Annotated in this window: 22 protein-coding genes and 1 other RNA gene; 14 read left to right on the top strand and 9 right to left on the bottom strand. The window is 48.8% G+C overall.

Annotation, left to right across the window (positions count from 1 at the left end; genetic code table 11):
* Positions 1-94: 94 nt before the first annotated feature.
* Positions 95-1,282, top strand: a complete 1,188-nt coding sequence (gene prpF / locus G465_RS0102070; protein ID WP_022652824.1) for a 2-methylaconitate cis-trans isomerase PrpF — start codon at positions 95-97, stop codon at positions 1,280-1,282.
* 148 nt (positions 1,283-1,430) lie between these two features.
* Here prpF and G465_RS0102075 read toward each other — a convergent pair whose 3' ends face one another.
* Complete coding sequence (locus G465_RS0102075; protein ID WP_022652825.1) at positions 1,431-1,796, bottom strand: DUF4870 family protein; 366 nt, start codon at positions 1,794-1,796, stop codon at positions 1,431-1,433.
* A 161-nt stretch (positions 1,797-1,957) separates the two neighbouring features.
* On the opposite strand from G465_RS0102075, the gene G465_RS15290 reads away from it, so the two are divergent.
* Positions 1,958-2,095, top strand: a complete 138-nt coding sequence (locus tag G465_RS15290) for a DUF3149 domain-containing protein (RefSeq protein WP_022652826.1) — start codon at positions 1,958-1,960, stop codon at positions 2,093-2,095.
* A 103-nt stretch (positions 2,096-2,198) separates the two neighbouring features.
* Here G465_RS15290 and G465_RS0102085 read toward each other — a convergent pair whose 3' ends face one another.
* The 3 genes from G465_RS0102085 to G465_RS0102090 form a co-directional block, all read right to left on the bottom strand.
* Positions 2,199-2,534, bottom strand: a complete 336-nt coding sequence (locus G465_RS0102085; RefSeq protein ID WP_022652827.1) for a helix-turn-helix domain-containing protein — start codon at positions 2,532-2,534, stop codon at positions 2,199-2,201.
* 579 nt (positions 2,535-3,113) lie between these two features.
* Positions 3,114-3,212: signal recognition particle sRNA small type (gene ffs / locus G465_RS15295), an RNA gene on the bottom strand.
* An 86-nt stretch (positions 3,213-3,298) separates the two neighbouring features.
* Entirely contained in the window at positions 3,299-3,745 is a 447-nt protein-coding gene (locus tag G465_RS0102090) for a c-type cytochrome (protein ID WP_022652828.1), read from the bottom strand.
* A gap of 175 nt (positions 3,746-3,920) precedes the next feature.
* Between G465_RS0102090 and G465_RS0102095 the strand changes: the two genes are divergently transcribed.
* The 8 genes from G465_RS0102095 (at position 3,921) to G465_RS0102135 (ending at position 13,442) form a co-directional block, all read left to right on the top strand.
* A complete protein-coding gene (locus G465_RS0102095; RefSeq protein ID WP_022652829.1) occupies positions 3,921-4,370 on the top strand; it encodes a Fur family transcriptional regulator in 450 nt (149 codons plus the stop codon).
* Positions 4,355-5,317, top strand: a complete 963-nt coding sequence (locus G465_RS0102100; protein ID WP_052165358.1) for a CobW family GTP-binding protein — start codon at positions 4,355-4,357, stop codon at positions 5,315-5,317. Before G465_RS0102095 ends, G465_RS0102100 begins: the two co-directional genes overlap by 16 nt.
* A gap of 126 nt (positions 5,318-5,443) precedes the next feature.
* Positions 5,444-6,223 (top strand): metal ABC transporter ATP-binding protein, encoded by a 780-nt coding sequence (locus G465_RS13110; protein ID WP_022652832.1) that lies wholly within the window; start codon positions 5,444-5,446, stop codon positions 6,221-6,223.
* 56 nt (positions 6,224-6,279) lie between these two features.
* Entirely contained in the window at positions 6,280-7,104 is an 825-nt protein-coding gene (locus tag G465_RS0102115; protein WP_052165360.1) for a metal ABC transporter permease, read from the top strand.
* 13 nt (positions 7,105-7,117) lie between these two features.
* Entirely contained in the window at positions 7,118-8,023 is a 906-nt protein-coding gene (locus tag G465_RS0102120; RefSeq protein WP_022652834.1) for a metal ABC transporter solute-binding protein, Zn/Mn family, read from the top strand.
* A 293-nt stretch (positions 8,024-8,316) separates the two neighbouring features.
* Positions 8,317-8,952: a response regulator gene (locus G465_RS13115; RefSeq protein WP_022652835.1), complete on the top strand. Its 636-nt coding sequence runs from the start codon at positions 8,317-8,319 to the stop codon at positions 8,950-8,952.
* Between the two features lie 44 nt (positions 8,953-8,996).
* Positions 8,997-10,466 (top strand): anthranilate synthase component I, encoded by a 1,470-nt coding sequence (gene trpE, locus G465_RS0102130; protein WP_022652836.1) that lies wholly within the window; start codon positions 8,997-8,999, stop codon positions 10,464-10,466.
* A 54-nt stretch (positions 10,467-10,520) separates the two neighbouring features.
* A complete protein-coding gene (locus G465_RS0102135) occupies positions 10,521-13,442 on the top strand; it encodes an EAL domain-containing protein (protein WP_022652837.1) in 2,922 nt (973 codons plus the stop codon).
* Positions 13,443-13,631: 189 nt separating this feature from the next.
* On the opposite strand, the gene G465_RS13120 is transcribed toward G465_RS0102135, so the two are convergent.
* Entirely contained in the window at positions 13,632-14,057 is a 426-nt protein-coding gene (locus tag G465_RS13120) for an RgsD C-terminal domain-containing protein (protein ID WP_022652838.1), read from the bottom strand.
* Between the two features lie 169 nt (positions 14,058-14,226).
* Here G465_RS13120 and G465_RS13125 point away from each other — a divergent pair, with 169 nt between their 5' ends.
* Complete coding sequence (locus G465_RS13125) at positions 14,227-14,577, top strand: YkgJ family cysteine cluster protein (protein ID WP_022652839.1); 351 nt, start codon at positions 14,227-14,229, stop codon at positions 14,575-14,577.
* On the opposite strand, the gene G465_RS0102150 is transcribed toward G465_RS13125, so the two are convergent.
* The 3 genes from G465_RS0102150 to G465_RS13130 form a co-directional block, all read right to left on the bottom strand.
* Entirely contained in the window at positions 14,574-16,448 is a 1,875-nt protein-coding gene (locus G465_RS0102150; RefSeq protein ID WP_022652840.1) for a potassium transporter Kup, read from the bottom strand. The two genes, G465_RS13125 and G465_RS0102150, sit on opposite strands and share 4 nt — an antisense overlap.
* Before the next feature lie 209 nt (positions 16,449-16,657).
* A complete protein-coding gene (locus G465_RS0102155) occupies positions 16,658-18,631 on the bottom strand; it encodes a methyl-accepting chemotaxis protein (RefSeq protein WP_022652841.1) in 1,974 nt (657 codons plus the stop codon).
* Positions 18,632-18,886: 255 nt separating this feature from the next.
* Positions 18,887-20,317 (bottom strand): alanine/glycine:cation symporter family protein, encoded by a 1,431-nt coding sequence (locus G465_RS13130; RefSeq protein ID WP_022652842.1) that lies wholly within the window; start codon positions 20,315-20,317, stop codon positions 18,887-18,889.
* 348 nt (positions 20,318-20,665) lie between these two features.
* Here G465_RS13130 and G465_RS0102165 point away from each other — a divergent pair, with 348 nt between their 5' ends.
* Positions 20,666-22,015, top strand: coding sequence for a TolC family outer membrane protein (locus G465_RS0102165; RefSeq protein ID WP_022652843.1), 1,350 nt, complete (start codon positions 20,666-20,668; stop codon positions 22,013-22,015).
* Between the two features lie 75 nt (positions 22,016-22,090).
* Here the strand turns inward: G465_RS0102165 and G465_RS0102170 are convergent, their stop codons facing one another.
* Positions 22,091-22,402, bottom strand: coding sequence for a hypothetical protein (locus G465_RS0102170; RefSeq protein ID WP_022652844.1), 312 nt, complete (start codon positions 22,400-22,402; stop codon positions 22,091-22,093).
* A 156-nt stretch (positions 22,403-22,558) separates the two neighbouring features.
* Here G465_RS0102170 and G465_RS0102175 point away from each other — a divergent pair, with 156 nt between their 5' ends.
* Together G465_RS0102175 and G465_RS0102180 are read left to right on the top strand one after the other, a co-directional pair.
* Positions 22,559-23,053 (top strand): arsenate reductase ArsC, encoded by a 495-nt coding sequence (locus G465_RS0102175; RefSeq protein ID WP_022652845.1) that lies wholly within the window; start codon positions 22,559-22,561, stop codon positions 23,051-23,053.
* A gap of 139 nt (positions 23,054-23,192) precedes the next feature.
* A complete protein-coding gene (locus tag G465_RS0102180) occupies positions 23,193-24,236 on the top strand; it encodes an ArsJ-associated glyceraldehyde-3-phosphate dehydrogenase (RefSeq protein WP_022652846.1) in 1,044 nt (347 codons plus the stop codon).
* Positions 24,237-24,239 lie beyond the last annotated feature (3 nt).

The raw sequence follows: 24,239 nt of genomic DNA on the forward strand, positions 1-24,239 counted from the left end.
CTCTATGTTTTAGACATGGAGTGGGGCAGTAGGCTTATTTTTGAATGACCCCAATCGCGTGCTGTGCTGCCGCGTTTGATGAGGATTGATTGTCATGGCTCACCTACCTCAAATGAAAATCCCCGCCACTTATATGCGTGGTGGCACCAGCAAAGGCGTGTTTTTCCGCTTACAAGATTTACCAGCCAGCTGCCAAGTCCCCGGTGAAGCGCGTGATAAATTGTTTATGCGGGTCATCGGCAGCCCCGACCCCTATAGTGCCCACATCGATGGCATGGGCGGCGCCACCTCGAGTACCAGCAAGTGCGTGATTCTTTCTCAGTCCAGCGTACCAGACCACGACGTAGATTATTTGTATGGTCAAGTATCGATTGATAAAGCTTTTGTCGATTGGTCGGGTAACTGTGGCAATCTGTCTACTGCCGCTGGTGCCTTTGCCATCCACGCAGGCTTAGTAGACCCAGCCCGTATTCCAGATAACGGCACAGCCGTCGTGCGGATTTGGCAAGCCAATATCCAAAAAACCATTATCGCCCATGTCCCAGTGGTCAATGGTCAGGTGCAAGAAAGTGGTGATTTTGAGCTCGATGGTGTGACTTTCCCTGCGGCAGAGATCGTCTTGGAATTTATGGATCCATCGGATGATGGCGAAGAAGGCGGCTCGATGTTCCCCACAGGGAATCTGGTCGATGACTTAGAAGTGCCCGGTGTTGGGACTTTTAAGGCCACCATGATTACCGCCGGCATTCCGACAGTATTTGTTAACGCGGCGGATATTGGTTACACCGGCACCGAATTACGCGAACAAATCAATACTGATCCCGAAGCATTAAAACGCTTTGAGGCGATTCGTGTGGCAGGGGCATTGCGGATGGGTTTGATTAAAACGCCAGAAGAAGCCCTCAAGCGTCAACATACGCCAAAAATTGCCTTTGTCGCTCCCCCCACTGATTATGTCGCCTCTAGCGGCAAAACGATCCAAGCCAATGAAATTGACTTATTGGTACGCGCCTTGTCGATGGGCAAATTGCATCATGCCATGATGGGCACGGCTGCTGTTGCTATCGGTACTGCCGCCGCCATCCCTGGCACCTTAGTCAACCTCGCCGCAGGCGGTGGAGAACGGCAAGCCGTGCGTTTTGGCCATCCCTCGGGCACCTTGCGCGTTGGGGCAGAAGCCAAGCAGGTTGATGGCACATGGACAGTCACCAAGGCCATTATGAGCCGCAGTGCGCGGATTTTAATGGAAGGTTGGGTGCGAGTCCCAGCGGACACCTTTTAACTGAAGCAAGGTTTGTTTTTGGTCAATGGGTCGCAACACGGACCCATTGACCGGTAGTGTGTGTCGTTCTACCGGTGTGGCGATCCCAGGCACCGGTCCTTGTCGCCGTTCGGTATTTGCCGAACGGCGTTTTTCTTGCCATAGCGGTTTAAGGGTGGTAGTACAAGCCGTACATTGGACGTTGGTCGTTATAATTTAGCCAACCACGAATCACCCGATACAACGTCCACACCCAAACTATCCCCAATACAATAAAACCGACACCTAGCCACGATGTCAGCAATCCCAACCCAGTCCACAGCAATCCATACCAAAAGGTGCGAATTTGCCAACGGAAGTGCGATTCTAGCCACGTACCGGCCACGGCATCACGCTTGAGATAGTTAATGATAATCCCCGCTACCGCAGGCAAGCCGCCGAAGAAAAAGGCAAGCCCCTGTAAAATATAGACAAATAGTGTCACTTTAGCCGCAGCGGCCAGTCGGTCAGGTTGATTCGGGTTAGGGTAGTACATAGACGTCTCCAAAGGCACCAAATATTCAGTAACAACCTATCATATACGGCAGCATCACATTTCATATAAATGTGATATGTTTTTTGACTTGGCTCAAGATAGAGAAGGACAAACTGCGTCAAATTGACGCTATCTATTTTAACTAAGCAAGGAGAACAGCGATGGCTCTGCTCAAAGAAATGCTGTCATCAGATGTGGGGTTGATGAGCCTAGGTACAATCGTCGTGGCAACGATTGTGGTGGTGGTCTGTGCTATTGTCTTTATTCGCAAAGCAAATGAAGAACCGCCAAAACAATAACCACAGCCCCAAAAAAACAACCCCGCGATGTGAGGCAAGGGATACTTGCTGTTTACATCGCGGGGTTTTTGTTGCGGCCTAACCGCAGCTAATCCGATCAAGATCAGCCGATGGTCGAACCCAGCGCGTCGCCAGACTCGGCTTGAGCCGCTTCGGTCTTTGCTTTTACTGCTTTACGCAAGCTCTTGTACAGATCTGGATGCGTCTCTTTGAGATACTCAATGATTTCAAAGTCTTCGCGTTTCACTTTGGACAGATCGATTTGCTCGATGTGCACCAAGCGCAACAATTCGCGCACCGGCTTAGGCATGTTCCTGCCAGATTCGTAGCGAGAACCGCCAGATTGCGTCACACCGATGCGGCTCCAGAATTCTTGCTGGTTCAAGCCCAATTTGCGGCGGATTTCACGAGGGTTTTGGATTTTTTCAAACAATTTCATTGATTGTGTGCGAGCAAGCCCGGCTAATGTGCACGGGTAGGGATAGCGCGTCGTTATGTCAACGACCCTGTCCTCGCCTCTCCTTTCTGTTCAGAGTGCTATCTTTAACGTTAACCATCACACCATCACTACACAGCGTTGGTATCTGTGATGGCGCCGATTTCATGCCTAGTGTTTACGGTAAGCATAAACGGGATTTTGCAATTTCATCTCGCTTGCTTACCGACAAAGAACGTTTACTACAGCCTTTCTGACATAAAAACTATGTTGAAAGTTGCAGTGGCCGAATCATTTGTCCTCTCGTTTTGACTAATGAAACAACCGCTCCCTGAATTTTATAAACAATATCTTCAAAAAAACCAGCAAAATTTGCAAAAAACTTTCTTCACCTGCGGTTTCTACTGAGGGTCGTGCCTAAGACATGACCACTTCATTAGCCATTCTATGCAAAGAATAGGCACATGACAAACAAGAGAATGTTACATATTGTTCAAAATGCAACATCTTTTCAGTTATAACAAATGAGTTCACAGCAGAAAAATTCAAGAGAAGAAAAATACAACAAGAGAATAAAGCGGAGGTGGCGAGCCTTAACCCCGGCACTTGCAAATCATAGCTGTGGCTGCTTCCTTCCGGACCTGACCAGGTTCACTACATTGCAATGCGAGGAGACCCGCCATAGAGACAAGACGGCGGACTATATACCTATCCGTCTTGTTTGACAAGAGTCAAAGAAAAGAAATTTTTATGCTGCTTACAACAGCTTAATCTTCTTTCTTAAACTGGTCGTGACAGCTTTTACAGGTTTTTTGCACTGCGCCAAACTGGGGTTTGATTTGGGCTAAATCGCCGGTTTGTGCCACTTGTACCAGTTTTGCAGTTTCAGCTTGATGCTGATCGATGGCTTTTTTGAATTCGGCAGGTTTGGTCCAAATTTCAGCACGCGAATTGGTTTTGCCTTTGTCGCTCCCTGCGGGGAAATGCTCCCATGGTTTTTTTGCCAAGGCATCCATATCGCTAGCCAACTTAGCAAAAGCAGCTTTGTCGTAAGGTTGTTTGCCTTTAATCACTGCCCCCATCTGCTCGCCGAACACTTTTTTGTATTCTTTGAAGACCGCTTTACGCGCTTCGATAGGATCTTGGGCAGCAGCTTGCGCGCCGAAGGCAGTACCGGCTAACACGGCTGCGAACAACAATTTGGTGATACGCATGTTTTCCATCTCCTTTGTCATAAGACAATGACTATTTACAACACAAACCGACATAGTATCGGCAAATCATAATTAAGAAAATATTAAACTGATGCCAATGGCGAAAAATTTTTCGGGCTATCTGTCAGGCCAGAAATGTTATACAATATCATTTTGATCGCCACTTGCTAGACTTATGGACGCTGAACTGTATTTACAGCGCGCAGCATCACACTGCACCGCACAAGGCAGTCGCCTCACGCCACTGCGCCGCAAAATTTTACAACTCGCTCTTGCCCAATCCGGTTTGGTCAAAGCCTACCAGCTCCTGCATTGTTTACAAGCCGAACGAGGGCTCGATAACGGGGTGGTTGCGCCGCCGACTATTTACCGTGCGCTAGATTTTTTGGTAGCACACGGTTTTTTACATCGTGTGGATGCTCTCAACGCGTATGTCGTGTGTCCACATTTTGCCTGTGAACATGATGGCATTATGTTGGTATGCGACCATTGCGGCCAAGTGCAAGAAGTCGATGCCACACACAGCCTCGGTTCTCTGTGGCAACAGTGCCACCAACATGGCTTTCAGCCTCACCAACGCGACTTAGTCCTCACCGGAACGTGTCAACAATGTCAAACAGCCTAAGCGCCCCGACTCAAGGCATCATGACGCCGGTTCACTTGCTGGCGGGATTCCTTGGCACCGGTAAGACCACCACACTATTACAGCTATTGGCCCAACGTCCTACCACAGAAAAGTGGGCAGTAATCGTCAACGAGTTTGGTGAAATCGGCATTGATGGTGTGGTGTTACAGCAACAAGACATTGAAGTACGCGAAATCAGTGGCGGGTGTCTGTGCTGTACCACCGGCCCACAGTTACCCGTCACTGTTACCCGTCTGTTACGCGACTATGAACCAGATCGCCTGTTTATTGAAACCAGCGGCCTTGCCCATCTGGCAACATTAGTCGATCAACTGAAACGGCCACCATTGGGCAATGCACTGGCGATGCAAGCGGTGATCACCCTTGTCGATGTCCGACAATTTTTTGATAGCCAATATCGCGATCATCCGGTATACCGTGACCAAATTCAAATTGCTGATGTTTTGGTTGCCAGCAAAACCGATCTCGCCAGCCCGGAACAATTGTCGGCCTTCGAACAAGAAGCCGCCGCCATGTTCCCCCCTAAACAAGCCATCTTGAATATTCAACACGGCCACCTCGGCGCCGAAGTGTTGACGATGCACACCGCCTCGCCCGCACCAAGTCGCTATCGGCCCAAATTACCCAGTGCTGATAATGACATCAGCAGTTGTGGTTGGCGTTTTCCGGCTCAACAACGCTTTGATACAGACCGCGTGGCACGGCTTTTTGATCAACTACCCCATTTAGTAACAGGGCTGTGGCGTGCAAAAGCGGTGTTATACGTCCATCAACAACGCTTGTGGTTTAACTGGAGCGCGGGGCAATGGGGTGTTGAATCTGTGGCATGGCGCGGTGAAAGTCGCTTTGAGCTAATTTGTCGTCAAGCACAAGACTTTTCTGATCTCGAAGCCGCGTTATATGCCTGTCTGGTTACCGATTATTGAAGCAGGAATGGTTATGCATCATCACACAGGTTTTAGCCTGTTTGCCGCCTCATTGTGGGCACGGCTGGGTTTGGTTGCGTTAGCAGCAAGCACTTTATGGCTTGGCGTCTATTGGGCAATGTCACAATGAATAGCGTCTCTCTCTCCAGCGACGCCCAATTTGGCCTCGACAATCTTACTGTCTCTTATCAGCGTCGTCCGGCAATTCACCACCTCAGTGGCCGCTTTACCCTCGGCAGCAGTAATGCCATTTATGGCCCAAATGGTGCCGGCAAGAGTACGGTCCTTAAAGCCTTACTGGGTTTGGTGCGCCCCGACCACGGCAAAGTGATTTGTGACGGTATCCGTACAGCAGACATTGCTTATTTACCGCAGGCCAGCGATATCGACCGCAGTTTGCCAATTACCGTAGCTGATTTGGTGTTAACGGGCTTATGGCAACGAATTGGCATGTTTCGTGCCGCAGGCAAAGCAGGCCGACAACGGGTCAGTGCGGCGCTCACCACCGTCGGCTTATCTGGCTTTGAACATCGTCCGATTTATCAGTTATCGGGTGGTCAATTTCAGCGGGTGTTATTCGCTAGAATTTTGGTACAAGACGCCAAGGTGATTTTGTTAGATGAACCGTTTAATTCGATTGATGCCAAAACCACAGAAGAACTGTTGGCACTGATTAACCAATGGGTATTAGAACAACGTACCGTGATTGCCGTGTTACATGACGAACAACAAGTGCGCAACCATTTCCAACACACGCTTTTACTCGCCCGCGAAATGATCGCGTGGGGCCCAACTCACAAAGTGCTAACCCCGACCCACCTCCAACGCGCTCGGATGAATGTAGCGGTATGGGATGAGGCGCCACCAGTCTGCCATCGTGATGATGCCGTCGTAACCGCTTCTTGAGATTCACTGTGACCTTTTACGATTTATTTTTTGCTCCCTTTGTAGAGTTCAGTTTTATGCGCCGCGCACTGGTGGGGTGTATTGCCCTCGCCTTCGGCTGTGGCCCGATTGGTTTATTTTTGGTGATGCGGCGGATGAGTCTGATGGGTGATGCCATGAGCCATGCCGTATTGCCAGGGGCGGCAGTCGGTTATCTGTTGGCAGGTCTATCACTGCCAGCAATGAGTATTGGTGGCTTTATTGCGGGTGTCAGTGTGGTGTTAATCGCTGGCCTTGCCAGCCGCTTTACCGAGCTAAAAGAAGATGCCAGTTTAGCGGCGTTTTACTTGTTGTCTTTGGCCGCCGGTGTGTTGTTAGTGACCCGTTTTGGCAGTCAAGTCGATTTAATCCATATCTTGTTTGGTTCGGTGCTTGCCGTCGATAACGCCGCGCTCTACCTCGTCTCGACTATCGCCACCCTATCAATGCTCACCCTCGCGGTGATTTATCGGCCTTTACTGTTAGAAAGCCTCGACCCTGCGTTCCTGCGCGCCAGCGGCAACCGAGGGGGGTGGTACTACCAAATCTTTATGCTGTTGGTGGTGTTGAATTTAGTCGCGGGCTTTCAAGCACTGGGTACGCTGATGTCAGTCGGATTGATGATGATTCCAGCTGTCAGTGCCCGACTGTGGGCGCAATCCATTGGCTACATGTTGTTATTTGCAATTGGTATTGCACTGTTTTCCGGTTATGGCGGTTTATTACTGTCGTTCCATTTTGACCTACCTTCTGGCCCCGCCATTATCTTGCTCGCTGGCAGTATCTATGCCGTCTCGCTTCTGATTGCCCCTGCTGGAGGCGTTTTAGGCCGCTATCTCCGCTTACGCCATTTAGAACGCTAGGAATGCTCATTCAATGAAAAAATCCCTTCTTGCCCTTAGCCTCAGTCTCGGTTTTTCTGCCTCCGTTTGGGCAGCAGAACCCTTACCAGTGTTAGCCAGTTTCAGCATCCTTGCCGACATCACGCAACAAGTCGGCGGTGAACGGGTGGCGGTAAACAGCTTGGTCGGCCCTAATCAAGATGCCCATGTCTATCAACCCTCGCCGCAAGACGTCAAAAAACTGTTAGCCAGCCGCGTATTTGTGGTGAATGGTTTAGGGTTCGAAGGCTGGATTCAACGGTTGACCCAATCCAGCCAATATCGTGGTCAAACCGTGGTAGCGAGCGAAAAAATCAAACCGCTTACCGTAAAAAACAACCATGGACACGATCACGGTCATCGCCATGATCATGGAAAAGGGGTCGATCCCCACGCTTGGCACAATCCACAGCATGTCATTCAATATGGCCATACCATTGCCCAAGCGTTAGCCAAGGCCGATCCTGCCGGTGCCAGCTACTATCAACAGCGCGCACAACAGTTTGAACAACAACTGCGCCAGCTCGACCAGTCGATTGAACAACAGTTTGCTGCAATCCCAGTGGCACAACGTAAAGTGATCACCAGCCACGATGCCTTTTCCTATTTGGGACAACGCTATCAGATTCGCTTTATCGCCCCACAGGGCATGAGTACCGAATCGGAAGCCTCTGCCGCCAGCGTGGCCAAATTGGTCAAACAAATTCGCCAAGAGAAGGTCAAAGCGTTGTTTGTCGAAAATATGGCCGACCAACGTCTGTTACAGCAAATTTCACAAGAAACCAGCGTCAAAATCGGTGGCAAGTTGTATTCCGATGCTTTGTCAGCCGGCGCTCCGGCTGGTTCATATATTGAACTAATGCAATATAACGCTAAAAATCTCGCTTCTGCTTTGCAATAATTGCGCTAGAATGGCCACCCATCACCGGTTTCCCCATAGAAATTGGGGATGGGTGTTTATTTTCTTTGACATTGGCGTTTAATTTGTTAAATTAGACCAAACATAGCTTGTCTAACACAATTCTTTTTCCTGTTTATTCAGCTACCGAGGCAATATCCTTGTCTCACATCCGCTTGGCTGCAAATTTTAGCCACAGTGAACGACAAAATTTTTAGGTATTTGTCCATAACAGTGCTCATCTTTGACAAAAAATCGGATAAAGTAGCGTTTTTGTTATTCTGAACGAGGTTTGCATGTCTCGCACACCCAATACGTCCCAATCAGCAGCTCTCGATGCCGACTCGCCTGATGCTTTCTGCAGCACACGCCAAGCAGCCACTCGTCTAGGTGTGTCAGTAGGGACAGTACAGCAAATGGTCGAACAAGGCGTGCTATCTGGTTGGAAAACCGCCGGTGGACACCGCCGTATCAGCCTGCGCTCGCTCGAAACGCTACTACGCTCCCGCGTTGGCGCAACCTCATCGTCTGACGCGCACACGCTCTCTGTGTTGATCGTTGAAGATGATCCTTTCGAACAAGCGTTCTATCGTGAAACGCTGGCCGAAATGAAATTGCCCTTAAAACTGGAAATTGTTGGCAATGGTTTCGATGGTTTGCTGGTTGTCGGTCGCCAACGCCCTGATGTGTTGATCTCTGACTTGATGTTACCGGGGATGGATGGCTTCTTGATGATTCGTGCCTTGCGTGCCGATCCAGATTTATCCTATCTCGATATTGTTGTCGTCAGTGGCCTCAGCAACGAAGAAATCGCCGAGCGCGGTGGTTTACCAGAAGATGTAACTGTCTTTTCCAAGCCAATTCCTTTCCGTGAATTACACGGCTATTTACTCGCTAAACGTATCCAGCTCGGTCGACGCAGCGCACGCTAATTCCTTTCTGCCAGCCCGTCTGCATGATATCCGGAAGTTTTAATATGCTGAATCAATCAGAATTTGACGCGCTGGCGGCACAGGGATATAACCGTATCCCCGTTACGCTGGCTTTATTTGCCGACCTCGACACGCCCTTGTCGGTTTATTTGAAGCTAGCCAACCAACCTTATTCCTATTTGCTTGAATCGGTTGTCGGCGGGGAACGGTTTGGTCGTTACTCTTTTATTGGCCTGCCTGCGGCAACCCGCTTGCGGGTGAATGGTAAACGGGTACAAGTCGAACACGGTGATCGAGTCCTCGAAACCCACGATGGTGACCCACTGGCGTTTATCGAAGCATTTCAAAATCGCTTTTCTACCCCACCACAGCAAGGTCTACCGCGCTTTTGTGGCGGTCTTGTCGGTTATTTCGGTTATGAAACGATCAAACTAATCGAGAAAAAATTGGCCGATTGCCCAAACAAAACCGACACAATCGGCACCCCCGATATTTTGTTAATGCTGTCAGAAGAACTGGCCGTGGTAGACAATTTATCGGGCAAATTGCATTTGGTCGTGTATGCCGACCCAGCCGTCCCAAATAGCTATCAAAAAGCCCTTGCACGCTTGGAAGTATTACGGCAAAAACTGCGTGAACCCACGCCGATGCCGCTGTCGAGTCCATCTCAAGTGACCACAGCACACAGTGTCTGGGGACAAGAGGCGTTTAAAGACGCAGTGAGCCGCAGCAAAGCTTATATCCAAGCGGGTGACATCATGCAGGTGGTGTTATCACAGCGGATGGAAATGCCTTTTAGCGACAGTCCACTGTCACTGTATCGCGCCCTACGCAGCCTCAATCCCTCGCCCTATTTGTTCTTCTACCATTTTGATGATTTTCATGTCGTCGGAAGCAGCCCTGAAATTCTCGTACGCCAAGAAAACCGAACGGTCACCGTCCGCCCAATCGCCGGTACCCGTGTGCGCGGTCAAACACGCGAAGAAGATCAAGCACTCGCAGAGGACTTGCTGGCCGATCCCAAAGAGATTGCTGAGCATGTGATGTTGATGGATTTGGGCCGCAATGATGTTGGTCGTGTTTCGGAAACTGGCTCGGTGCAGGTCACTGATCGCATGGTGATCGAAAAATATTCACACGTAATGCACATCGTCTCTAGTGTGGAAGGCCGTTTGCAAAAGCAACTCGGTAATCTGGATGTGCTAAAAGCGACTTTCCCAGCAGGGACTCTATCTGGTGCGCCCAAAGTCCGCGCCATGGAAATCATTGATGAACTAGAACCGATTAAGCGTGGGATCTACGGCGGTGCCGTCGGTTATCTCGGTTTTAACGGTGATATGGACTTGGCGATTGCGATTCGGACAGCGGTGATTAAGGATGGCACCTTGTTTGTGCAAGCGGGTGCCGGTGTGGTCGCTGACTCGGTCCCAGAAAGCGAATGGCAGGAAACGTGCAATAAAGCCCGCGCGGTGCTGCGCGCCGCCGAATTGGTGCAACACGGTTTGGATGCCTAATGCCCTGATTGACAAAATCAGGGTATAATTGCCCGACATAATAGGGCAATAGATATGACAAAGCAAAAAGCCGTTCTCACACCCTTCCTCACTGCCTCCCGAGCAAGTGTGATACTGTTTTTGCTGTATTTGCTCAGTGGCTGGGTGTCGTTGCTGTTAATCGCACCACCCGACTATGCCATCCCCATTTATCCCCCTGCCGGTTTTGCCCTTGCCTTTGCTCTGATCTATGGCATTCGGGTTTGGCCGGCGGTGTTGTTCGGCTCTATCGGCATCCAATGGTTATTAAACACCTCACAACCAATGCCGAGTGGTATTGGCTGGCCGATGCTGTCCTTTATCCCCCTTGGGGCGGTATTACAGATGTGGGTGGGACACCGCCTTGCTAAAACGCTACTCCCCTTCCCGTACGCCTTAGATACCCCAAGCAGTATTGCGCGGTTTTTACTGATTATTGCACCGCTAGGTTGTCTCATCAGTGCCAGCGTGGGGATTGCCACGCTCTATTTTGCCGGTCATCTCAAGGGTGATGATCTTGGCTTTAATTTATGGAGTTGGTGGATTGGCGACACCCTCGGTGTGTTGGTGGTCACGCCACTGGTATTTGCCTTGTTGGGCCAACCGCGTAGCGATTGGATAGGCCGCCGCTTAGTGATTATCTTGCCGTTAATCGTGGCGCTTTCGGTGGTTGCGGTGGCACATACCCATATCAACCGCTGGGAAAAACAACGCCTCGCCAGCGAATTTGAACGCGATGCCAACCACCTCAGCCAGTTACTCAGCCATCGGCTGCGCGTGCAGAACGATATGGTATTTGCACTGGAACGGTTTTTAATCTTGCACCGTAATCTGACTGCGGCTGATTTCAAAACTTTTGTTTCCGCTTGGCTACAGCGTTATCCCGGTTCACAAAATATTGCATGGAGTCCGATGGTACCAGACAGCCAACGCACCACATTTGAACAGCACTGGCAACAACAACTGCAACAACCCGATTTTTCCATTCTGGTGCGCGACCCAAACGGCAAAACCTTCCCAGCCCCCACAGCATCACATTATTTACCCATTTTGTTTGTTGAACCTCTACAAAAAAATCTCAGTGTCAGAGGACTCGATCCACTCGGCTTTGCCCCAACTCGCTCGGCGATTGAAACCGCCATTCATAGCGGCAACCCCTCCGCCGCCCAAGCCATCCGCTTGGTTCAAGAAGCCCATCATCAAAAAGAACAGCGCGGTATCGCGGTCTATCATGCGGTGTATGCGCCAGCAGACACCCCCAATGAAAAACCGACTTGGCTGGGGGTGATTTCCACCGTATTTCGGATGGATGATGTGTTACAGGCCACATTAGGCAACCCGTCTGACCAAATTGAAATTTGTTTGGTTGATATTTTCTCGCCACCGAGTAAACAACGGCTTTCCGGCCCAGAAGGTTGCCAATACAACAATTGGCTTGCCGGTCACAGTCCAGTTTATCGAGAAACTTTACAATTCGGTGGGCGCGAATGGGAATTGCGCTTGCGTCCAACAGAATTGTATTTGGCACATAAGCGGACATGGGCAGCATGGTTTATGTTGGCAGCCAGCTTGGGTTCGGTAGCGGTCTTAGGTGCTTTCTTACTGTTAATCAGTGGTCGAACACGGCGCGTGGAGGAACACATTGAATACCTCGCCCACTACGATGTATTGACCAATTTACCCAACCGCAATCTATGGCGACAACAGGCAGAAGAAGCGATTGCAGAAGCACAAAAATATCAAGATAAATTAGCCATCTTATTTTTAGACCTCGATCATTTCAAAACCGTCAATGACTCCCTCGGTCACCCGGTTGGTGATCAATTATTGACCATCGTCGCCGATCGTCTGTCCTCTTGTCTGCGGCAAGAGGATGTTTTAGCCCGCCAAGGGGGGGATGAATTTGTATTGGTCTTACCTGCGCTCGACAACCCACAGCAAGCGGGTGTTGTCGCACAGCGCATGTTGACCACCCTCGGGCAAAAAGTGGAGATTGAAGGCCACGAATTAAAACCCTCCATGAGTATTGGCATTGCCATTTACCCCGAAGATGGTGAAGACATCGATACCCTGTTGCGCCATGCCGATTTAGCCATGTATAGCGCCAAAGCCGATGGCCGTAACAGCTACCGCTTCTTTGAAGAAGAAATGAATGCCCGCGCTTTAGAACGTCTGATGTTAGAAAGCGCACTGCGGCGGGCGATTGAACGCGATGAATTGGTGTTGTTCTACCAAGCGCAATTTGATACGGAACAGCAGGGCTTTTTTGGCTGTGAAGCCTTGGTTCGCTGGCGGCATCCTGAAATGGGGATGATTTTGCCAGCACAATTTATCCCTGTAGCAGAAGAGTCGGGATTGATTGTGCCGATGGGGGAATGGATTTTGCGCGAGGCGTGCCGACAACAAGTGCGGTGGCGCATGGAAGGCAAACACATCATTATTGCGATTAACATTTCGGCATTGCAGTTTGCTAAGCCCGATTTTGTTACGACAGTGGCAAAAATTTTGCAAGAAACGGAAGCCGACCCCGCCTTTATCGAACTGGAAATTACCGAAAGTGCGTTAATGCAAAATAGTGAGGTATTGCAAAAACGCTTACAGGCATTGCGTGATTTGGGTCTGACCCTCGCTTTGGATGATTTTGGTACTGGGTATTCTTGCCTTGCCTATCTCAAACAACTGCCAATTAGCCGTATTAAACTCGATCGCTCTTTTGTCAAAGAATTACCAAGCGACAGTGAGGATATTGCGATTGCCAGTGCCACGCTGTCATTGGCACACAATCTGGGAATGGAAGTGGTGGCCGAAGGGGTCGAGAACGAAGATCAAAAGATCTTTTTGGAAGGGCTAGGTTGCCGTTTTATGCAAGGCTATTTCTTCGCCCGCCCAACCGCCGCCGATCATTTCCTACACGTGCCACAACTCAAACCCGTGCCGGCGGCAGGGGAAATAGCATGATTGGCTAACCTTACATCTCCCCCTGCGCCTCAGCCTGCCGCAGCGCCAGCTCGTAGGTATCTGTATTTGCGCAGCACCATCAGACGCAGAAAGCGTTTAATTCATGCTAAAAACAAAAAGCGCCATCGCAGAAACGATAGGCGCTTTTTGATTGGTTTGGTAACGCTATATCAAAAAAAATCAAAGACTTTATTCTGTTTTTGGCCATAACAACGCAAGTTGTTTTTGCCCTTTACCTAATTGGAAATTTTGTGTTTTTTGCACACCATTTGCCGTTGCTTCGATACGGTAGGTGCCGGCGGGTAATTTCACCAATACCAAAGGCCCCAAACCAGCGGCTTCCATCACCTTATCCCCTTTGGGCGTACGGATGGTGATAGCGACATTGGCTAAATACTCCGCCCCACCCTCACGTAAACGCGCCAATTCAATATACAGCGGGTATTGTTTGGCGGCGGCCTTGATAGCATCGGTTTCATCACTGCCAATCCCACCCGAGATATACGTTGCCTGACCGGCATGTTGCACCGGCGGCAGGGCTGTCTCATCCGCCCACACTGGCATGGCAAGCGATAAGGTAGCAAAAGACATCACGGTTAACAGACGTTTCATCATCGCATCTATCCTTTCTAAATATTAGAAATTGCTACTTTAATTAGCATCGAGGCAAGGCAAACAAATTTCAAGCAGCAAGTGCCCCACAGCCAGCAAAATCAGAACGGTTGAAAAACTGGAGCAAGCATTTTTAAAATATCCGTTCTACTGGATTTTTTTTGATCAAGCAATGAATATCTGCCAATCTTGTGGCGCATGTTGCGCCCATTTTCGCGTGTCTTTCTATTGGGCCGAAGCCGATGATGGGGGCGGCCCTGTCCCTGCTGCTTTAACAGAAAACATCTCACCGCATCTGCGCTGTATGAAAGGAACGTGGTCGAATCACCCCCGCTGCATCGCCCTCGCCGGCACCATAGGGGAACAAGTGCACTGCACCATTTATCAGCAGCGTTCCTCTACTTGCCAACAACTTGCAGCAGGATCGGAAGGCTGTTTACGCGCACGCCAACGTTGGGGTTTACCAGCAATTGCCCACGAAGAACAGCCCTATCCCGATTTTAATAATCCACAAGCGGCTTAAATTTCAACCTGTGAACCTAATTCAATCACGCGATTCGTTGGAATATTAAAGAAAATCATCGCGCTGGTGGCACTGCGGCTCATCCAAATAAAGATTTTTTCTCGCCAACGTGCCATCCCACCACTTAAAGTGGAAACAATCGTTTCACGGCTAAAAAAGAAAGAGGTTTCCATCAAAGCAAATTCTAAACCATGTAGATTTTGATTATATAAAATCGCTGGGATATCTGCCGTTTCTTTAAATCCATAACGGACAATTAAACGATAAAATCCATTTTCGAGAGAAATTAAAGTAACTCTCTCCTTATCATCAACAAAAGGTACGTCTTGGTTTTTGACGGTTAATAAAACAATTCTCTCATGCAATACTTTATTATGATACAGATTATGTAGTAAAGCATGTGGCACACCTTCATCACTTGCGGTCATAAATACAGCTGTACCACTCACACGATGAGGAGATGAATAAGATAGGCTAGTAATAAATGGCTCTAACTCAATTAAATTTGGTTTTAGGCGATCAAATAAAATTTCACGACCCCTTTTCCAAGTCAACATAAGAATACAAATCATACAACCTAGGAATAAGGGAAACCAACCACCATCAGCAATTTTCAGCAAATTAGAGCTAAAGAAAGCTAAATCAATCAGCAAGAAAATACCACCTACCAAAATTGCTAACCCAAGCGGCCACCGCCAAACATAACGCATCACCACACATGCTAACAGTGTCGTTACAATCATCGAACCCGTGACGGCAACACCATAGGCAGCAGCAAGGTTACTCGATGTTTTAAAACCTAAAATGGAAATCATCACACACAGAAACAGGGTCCAGTTCACAAATGGGATATAAATTTGGCCGGCAGATTGTGCTGGATAAAAAATATCCATCCGAGGCCAAAAGCCCATTTGGATTGCCTGTTTTGTCAATGAAAATGCGCCAGAAATCACAGCCTGTGAGGCGATGACCGTTGCTAGGGTTGCCAACACAACCATTGGATACAACGCCCATTCGGGAAACATCAAGAAGAACGGGTTTTCAATGGCCTCGGGATTGTCTAATAACAATGCCCCTTGCCCAAAATAATTCAGCCCCAACGACGGTAAAACCAAAGAGAACCATGCTTTTCTAATCGGCTGTACGCCAAAGTGGCCCATGTCAGCGTATAACGCCTCACCTCCGGTTAAAGACAATACCACTGCACCCAAGGCAATAAAAGCCACTAATGTGTTCTCAACACAAAAGTTAAAAGCATAATAAGGATTGATGGCATATAGGATGTCTGGTTTTTTGGCAATACTCATCACACCGAAGACAGCCAGACAGCTAAACCATAACAACATAATCGGGCCAAAGAACTTGCCAACTTTCTCAGTACCGTTTTTCTGTACTAAGAACAACAGTGATAAAATTAAGATGGCAATAGGAAGGATATAGCGATCAAAAACAGGGGTAGCGACTTTTAATCCTTCAATCGCACTCAATACCGATACCGCTGGTGTAATCACACAATCACCATAAAAGAGCGCAGCACCTACCACCCCTGCAACAAGTAAAATCTTATGAAAATGAAGAGGAGACTGACGTAATGCGAGGGCTAATAAGGCAAGCACACCACCCTCTCCCTTATTATCTGCTCGCATAATAAAAATCACATATTTTAGTGTAACCACTAAAATGACTGACCACAAAATTAAAGATAAAATACCAAAAATATTAGTAGGTATTAGTTCGATGCCACTCTCAGCATGGAAGCATTCACGTAAGGTATACAGCGGACTTGTACCAATATCACCATATACCACACCAATTGCCCCAACGGTTAGGGCTAATAATGTCTTTTTATCTGTTGCTGTAACATGTTGCATAAAAAACTGGCTTTCATCCCATTATAGGGTCTGATGAAGGCAGCTATGTTACTCCTCGCAACATGTCGTGAATATGATTGTGGATTTTGTTTAGTAAATTATAAATTTTAGATATACTTAATTTGCTGTAAAAAATAAAAGCCTGAGGGCTCACACAAAAACCATATTGATTCGATTATTGTATGTTGCCCTCAGGCTAACTGACTGTATTAACACCGGAATACTGCGCTTCGTCCTTGTAGCTGTTGAATTAACTCAGTTAAACGATGGGTAGCTTCGGAGGCTTGGTCGGCCATGGTAGCGGCCTGCATCCCATGTTGCGATAACGCACTCAAACTGTGATGGATATTGTGCACTGCACGATTTTGCTCTTCCGTGCCGTGGGCAATCTGCCGGTTCATGTCAAACATGGTGCGCAAACGCTCGCTGAGCTGTTGCAAATCATCCTTAGCCTGTTGCAGCTGTGCCATGCCTTGCTCGGCATTACTAAAACTGTTCGACAACTGCTGGGTCATGGCCTCGTTAGCCGAGCGCAGATTTTCGGTTGTGTGTTGAATTTCCATGGTCGAGGCCTGCGTCCGTTGTGCCAAAGCACGCACTTCATCGGCCACCACGGCAAAGCCCCGTCCTTGCTCTCCCGCCCGCGCTGCTTCAATCGCCGCATTCAAGGCTAATAAATTGGTTTGATCGGAAATATCACGAATCACATCCAATACATGACTGATTTTCTCGCTATGCTCGCGCAAAGCCGCCAGTTGTTGCCGGTTCGCCTGCATATCACGGTTGAGTTGGGCAATGGCGGCATAGCTCGATTCAATCTGCACATTGGCATCTTGCAGCACCGCGCCACCATCGTCCGAATGCCGCGCCACACTGCCGGCGTGATTGGCAACAGTACCGACTTGTTGGGTGATTTCATCCATATCAGCCGCCACCCGTTCTAGCGTCGATTGTTGTTGATGAAAAGCAGAAGTAGCCTCATCCGCTCCTCCCCGCAATTCGGCTGCAATCGCCTGCACTGCTTCGCTGGTTTGTTGTACGGCGCCAATCGTGTCATGCAAACGCGCAACAAATTGATTCAGCTGTTCACACATTTCGCCAATTTCGGCTTGGTCGCGAGATTGAAAACGGGTACGCAGATCGAGGCTATCGGTAATTTGTTTGACCTGTTGCCGCAGGGCAGCCAAGGGCCGCAACAGACCACCGGCCAAGGGATATAACAACACTGTTGCTATCAGTAACAACCCTGCACCAGCGGCTAAGGTCAACCATTGGTTATCTTGAATGCCTTGGGTAATTTCTGCTGAGGGAAGAGTGGCCACCAAATAGCGTTGCAAGGAAGGAATATAAATTGCCCCCACAAAAGCGGCAGACCCATTCGGCAATGTTGCCTCACGAATCGCGTACCCCTGCTCTTTCAGCGCCGACCAGCCATTGTTAAGCAAGGCCTGATAAGCCGACTCTTGCTGTAGATTGAGTTTACCGGCTTGGCTAGCATCGGGATGGACGTCCACTACACCACCGGCTTGCACCAACATCACCGACCCTTGCTCACCAATGCGGTAGTTGCGAATCAGCTCGGCCAATTGCTGCATATTCATCGCACCACCGGCCACATTTAGCGGCAAACCATCGCTATGTTTAGCCTCGCTGCGATAGTTGATGAAAATTTGTAAACCGGCGCTGCTCAAAGCATTGCTGTCTAAATTCAGTTCATACGCCTGTCCGGTTTTGACATAGTTGAAATACCAGCTGTCATCAGCAGAAGTAGGCGACATCAGGCGGTGTTGCAACTTGCCTTTTTCATAGTGGTGATAGCGGATGCCCTCTGGCGTATGTACCGCCATAAAAACAGCGTTTGCCTGCAACGAACGTTGTGTACGCGCCATAGCCGCTTCCATCTCGGGGAGGCGATCGAGTGGGGCACCTTGTTGAATCCATTGCTGAATAAAGGTGTTATTGGTTAAGGCTTCCGAACCCGAGATTGACGCACTCAATTTTGCTTCAATCGCCTTCGCCACACTGGTTAGCTGTGCAGGTAACTCTTGTTGTTCCAGCCGCTGTAGCTGGTCTGTTCGCGATAGGTGTGATTGAAATAACACCACCACACACACAGTCAAACACAGCATCAACGCCGACACGGTAAAAAACCGCACACGCAAAGATAAAGCATGCCAAAGCACAGGAATCTCCCTCGCTATCACACAGAATCACGCACAAAAAAAGTGCACAATTTTCCTAGAGGGCCGCACTTTAGCACAAAAATCAATCTAAAAGCATAATCAAATCATTTAACATAAACAGATGTATTTGTTGATTTTGTGGTATTTATGAGTGTCATCTTACTGAAACATACCTTTTATCTTTTATTTTTCTCCTCGACATAAAAAAAACCGGCACCCAAATGGCGCCGGTTTTTCGATGGCAAGGGATGTAACTTAGCGTTTTTCCCAGAAATCTGCCTGTTGAATATCGAGTTTTTTCGGGTCAAATGTGGGCTCAACCCCAGCTTTTTGTTGTGCTTCGTAGTCCTTCAAAGCTGCAAAAGCGGGCTTCTGTAACATCAAAATGGCAAAAATGTTCAACCACGCCATTAGCCCCACGCCAATATCACCCAAGCCCCATGCCAAATCAGCTGTTTTGATACAACCGTACACGGTAGAGCTCATCAAGCCAAACTTCAACAACAGGGTCAACCAAGGACGGTCAATTTTACGGTTGATATACGCAACATTGGTTTCAGCAATGTAGTAGTAAGCAACGATAGTCGTAAAAGCGAAGAAAAACAGGGCAATCGCCACAAACACCGCACCAAAACCCGGCATAACACTTTCAATCGCCTGTTGGGTATAAATCGGGCCGGGTTCAAGCTGACCTAAACCGCTATAGATAAAGCTTTTACCATCAGCCGCTTTGACGTTGTAAGTCCCTGTCAAAATCAGCATAAAAGCAGTGGCAGAACACACGAACAAGGTATCGACATACACCGAGAACGCTTGTACCAAACCTTGTTTAACTGGATGCGATACCTCAGCTGCCGCAGCAGGGTGAGGCCCTGTCCCTTGGCCGGCTTCGTTAGAATACACGCCGCGTTTCACACCCCATTGAATAGCTAACCCTAAGATGCCGCCAAATGCCGCTTCCAGACCAAAGGCGCTTTTAATAATCAGCATCAAAGCAGCAGGCAGTTGTGAAATATTGATAGCAATAATCACGCAAGCAACGATGATGTAGCCCAAAGCCATAAAGGGCACCACCAATTCAGCAAAACGCGCAATCCGCTTCACACCACCAAAAATAATGAAACCTAACAGCATCGCTAACACCGCAGCGGAAACTTCAGGCACCACGCCAAATGCGTTTTGTACGCCTGCAGCAATACTGTTTGCTTGCACGCCCGGCAATAAGAAGCCGCAAGCCAAAATCGTTGCAACAGCAAAGATCCAAGCGTACCACTTCATGCCCAAGCCTTTTTCAATATAAAAGGCAGGGCCACCACGATATTGACCGTCCACTTTTTCTTTGTAGATCTGGGCCAAAGTTGATTCAACGAAAGCCGAGCTTGCCCCTAAAAAGGCCACCATCCACATCCAAAACACTGCACCAGGGCCACCAAAGGCAATCGCTGTGGCAACACCGGCAATATTCCCCGTCCCGACCCGTCCCGCCAGCGACATCGCCAACGCTTGGAAAGAAGACACCCCGTTGTCGGAACTTTTTCCATCAAACATCAGCCGCACCATCTCTTTAAAATGGCGCACTTGTAAAAAACGACCCCGAACCGAAAAATACAACCCTACGCCCAGACAAAGATAAATCAGTGCCGGACTCCAAATAATGCCGTTAACTGCATTGACGATTTCGTTCATGACGAATCAGCTCCTTGATTTTTGTTGTCAAACTGTGTCGGGATCTCCGACAACAGCTGAGTTTCTCTGTGTATTTCACTTGTCTGACAAAACAGCGAAGGGGGCGACTATAAGCAACTTTCGCTAGAAAAGACCAGATAAGACAGAGAAAAAAAGCACAGCATTGCGTTTTATTGCCATTTTTGTCTGGCAAGCGGCATCCAAAAGCACAATCTATGCCTAAAAATAGCCAAAACCAGAAAACCGACTTTTGCCGTCAAACATCGCTAGACAGTCTCTAAGCTGCCGCCTAGCATTAGCAGCTATCAAACAGTTGCTTGAAATTTAACCAAAGGATTGCCCAACCTTATGACTCATTTCTTAAAGTACAGCGTGATCGTTGCTGGTTTACTGGCACAACAAGCGTGGTCAGCCGATTTATTACAAACGTGGCAAGCGGCCCGCGATTACGATGCCAGTTATGCCGCCGCTCGCTATGCGCGTGAAGCCGGTAGCGAAAAAAAATGGCAAGGCATCGCCCCGTTGTTGCCTCAGCTCAATGCCAGCGCCAGCTATAGCAAAACCGATAACCACCCCAGTAAACGTAGCGCCAGCAATATCAATAGCCCAATTGGTGATGGTGATAACACCCGTAAAACACAGGGCATTTCACTGACGCAAACCGTGTTCGATTGGGCTAAATTTGCCAATCTCAGTATCAGCGAACAGCGCAGCCTGATTGCAGAGGATCAATTTCGGGTTGCCGAACAAGATTTAATGCTGAAAGTGGCGACCGCCTATTTTGATGTGCTGTTAGCAGAAGACACCCTCGCGTTTACACAAGCCGCCAAAACTGCCTTTGCGCGCCAGCTCGAGCAGGCAAAATTGTCATTTAAAATTGGCACCGCCACGGTGGTAGATACCTACGAAGCGCAAGCCAACTATGACAACGCCAGTGCCCAAGAAATTGCCGCACAAAATGATCTGGCGATTAAACGCGATGCTTTACGCACGCTAAGCAGTGTCGATCCACAACAGCTCAAACCGTTGGGAGAAACCCTGCCGCTCAGCCTGCCACAGCCAGCGCAAGAAGACGCTTGGCTCACCCGCGCCACCGCTCAGAATTTCGAACTCGCTGCCAAACAAAAGCAATACACGATTGCCAAGAAAGAAGTGGAAGTCAGCCGCGCCGGTCATCTGCCGACCTTACAAGTTAAAGCGAATTGGGGGCGTGATACGGTTGATTATCGTCAAGGCGGTGGGGCATATGACACTGATGGCCGCAGTAATAGCATTGCAGCCGAGGTGGTGATTCCGTTGTTTGCCGGTGGGGGAGTGCAGTCTCAATTGCGAGAAAAAGCCGCACTTGCCGAGCAAAGCCGTGAGGAATTAGAAGCCACTCGCCGTAAAGTGACACAAGACACCCGCGCCGCGTTCTTAAATGTCAGCAATGGTGCGGCACAGGTAAAAGCACGAGAAGAAACGCTTAAGTCGGTGAAAAGCCAGTTGGATGCGACACGTTTAGGGCGTGAAGTTGGGGTACGGACAAGTTTGGATATTTTGAATGCTGAACGCGCCTATCAAGACGCCCGCCGCAATTTGGCACAAGCACGCTATGACTATCTTAAAGCGCGTTTACGATTGGCGGCACAAGTGGGTGAGTTGAATCCTGAAGTGTTAGCGGACATCAATCGTTTATTACAAGGTAAACGCAGCTAATTTCTTCGCGAGAGCTAGCAGTGCAGTGCGTTACATCAGTAACCCAACATACAAATCCAATTTATTGTCGTGGGTTTATGTTGGGTTGCTTTCAGCATGTTTTCTACTTAATTGATGCGTTAACATGTCACGTAAACGAGGAAGGCTCACCACCCAACCTTTTCTGACAACTTCAACTGGTGGCAATCTTTCATTAGGGTGCAAAGCAAAATAGCGTTCGCTGGCATACATCAAAGCCTGAGACTCGATAGGAAACCGCGATTGCACCACCATAGCAGCCAAATGAAAGACATTGGCTTCACATTGATCTTGTGCAGATTGTGTCATCTCACGGGCAACAATAGCGCATCGTTTCAATAATCCCGACTCAGTATCTCTTGCGGTCATTTTATCCTCCTCATATTTTTATACCATGAAAATCAATCTGTTACTTTCAAAAGAATGCCTCTAAAAAATATCCCATAAAAATTCAACATAAATTGAAATATTTTTTTAACCAACTTTTGCTAGCCTGATGACAAGTCCACACATCAAGGTTTTATCATGGAACATACCCCCTTCAATGTCCTCTTTCTATGCACCGGCAATTCTGCCCGCAGCATCATGGCAGAAGCCCTGTTGAATTACACCGGCAAAGGCAAATTTCATGCTTTCAGTGCTGGCAGCCAACCCGCCGGCCATATCAACCCTTTGGTGCTCGAACTGCTGAACCAACAAAAACTGCCCACAGCCGCTTTACGCAGCAAAAGCTGGGATGAATTTGCCGCCAGTGATGCGCCAAAAATGGATTTTGTGTTTACCGTATGCGACAACGCCGCAGGCGAAGTCTGCCCAGTGTGGCCGGGGCAACCCATGACAGCACACTGGGGCATTGACGATCCAAACCGCATCACCAGCAGTGATACCGCCCAACGTGAAGCCATTTCCGCCGCCTATCGCCAACTGAGCCGGCGCATTTCCTTGTTTATTAGCCTGCCCTTCGACAAATTAGATGCAATGTCGCTGAAACATCATCTAGACAACATTGGCCGTAGCTAATTTTTCCTGACGCTTATCATCAGAGCAGCCGCGTGCTGCTCTTTTTTATTCCAACTGCCGCGTTGCTTTCATCAAATTGCAATCTATTGCTACAATAATTCAAACATTGTTGAAATGTTTAACACAAAGGGGATAACAAATGCGTGTAGGTATCAATGGCATGGGGCGAATTGGCCGGTTGGCATTGCGGGCGGCAATGGGTGCAGCACAACGGCCACTCGACGATCCACGCAACAGCAATCGGCTTGATGTCGTGCATCTCAATGAAATCAAAGGCGGTGCTGCAACAGCAGCTCATTTATTGGCTTTTGATAGCGTGCAAGGTAAATGGCGCGAAAACATCCGCGCCGAAGGGGAAGACAGCCTGTGGATTGGCGACAAAAAATTGTCTTGGAGTGCCCACGCCACTGCGGCAGAGATTCCGTGGGGTGATCTTGGGGTAGATGTGGTATTGGAATGCACCGGCAAATTTTTGACCCCAGAAACCTTACAAGGACATTTGGCACGCGGAGCCAAGCGGGTGATTGTTGCGGCACCGGTCAAAACCGGCAATGTGTTGAATATCGTAATTGGCATTAACCACAGCCAATACAACCCAGAAACCGATCACATCATCACCGCCGCTTCATGTACCACCAATTGCCTTGCACCGGTGGTGAAAGTCGTACACGAAAATTTTGGTATTAAACATGGTCAAATCACCACCATTCACGACCCCACTAATACCAACCTAGTGGTAGATGCGCCGCATAAAGACCTGCGCCGCGCACGCAGTGCAATGACTAGCCTCGCCCCAACCACCACCGGCAGTGCCACCGCGATTGCACTGATTTATCCCGAGCTAAAAGGCAAATTAAATGGCCATGCAGTGCGGGCACCCGTGTTGAATGCCTCGTTGACCGATTGTGTCTTTGAGCTCAACCGCGCGACCGATGCCGAAGAAGTGAATGCTTTATTCGCCAAAGCCGCAGCAGGCGAGTTAGCAGGGATTTTAGGCTATGAAGAACGCCCCTTAGTCAGTGTCGATTATGCACAAGATACCCGCAGTGCCATCATCGATGCACCTTCCACCCTCGTCACCGATGGTACTTTGTTAAAAGTGTATGCTTGGTACGATAACGAGATGGGCTATGCCTGCCGGATGGTAGATTTGGCTTGCTATCTGGAACAACAGGGGTTGTAAACC

The sequence above is a fragment of the Aquaspirillum serpens DSM 68 genome, from assembly GCF_000420525.1.
Lineage (GTDB): Bacteria > Pseudomonadota > Gammaproteobacteria > Burkholderiales > Aquaspirillaceae > Aquaspirillum > Aquaspirillum serpens.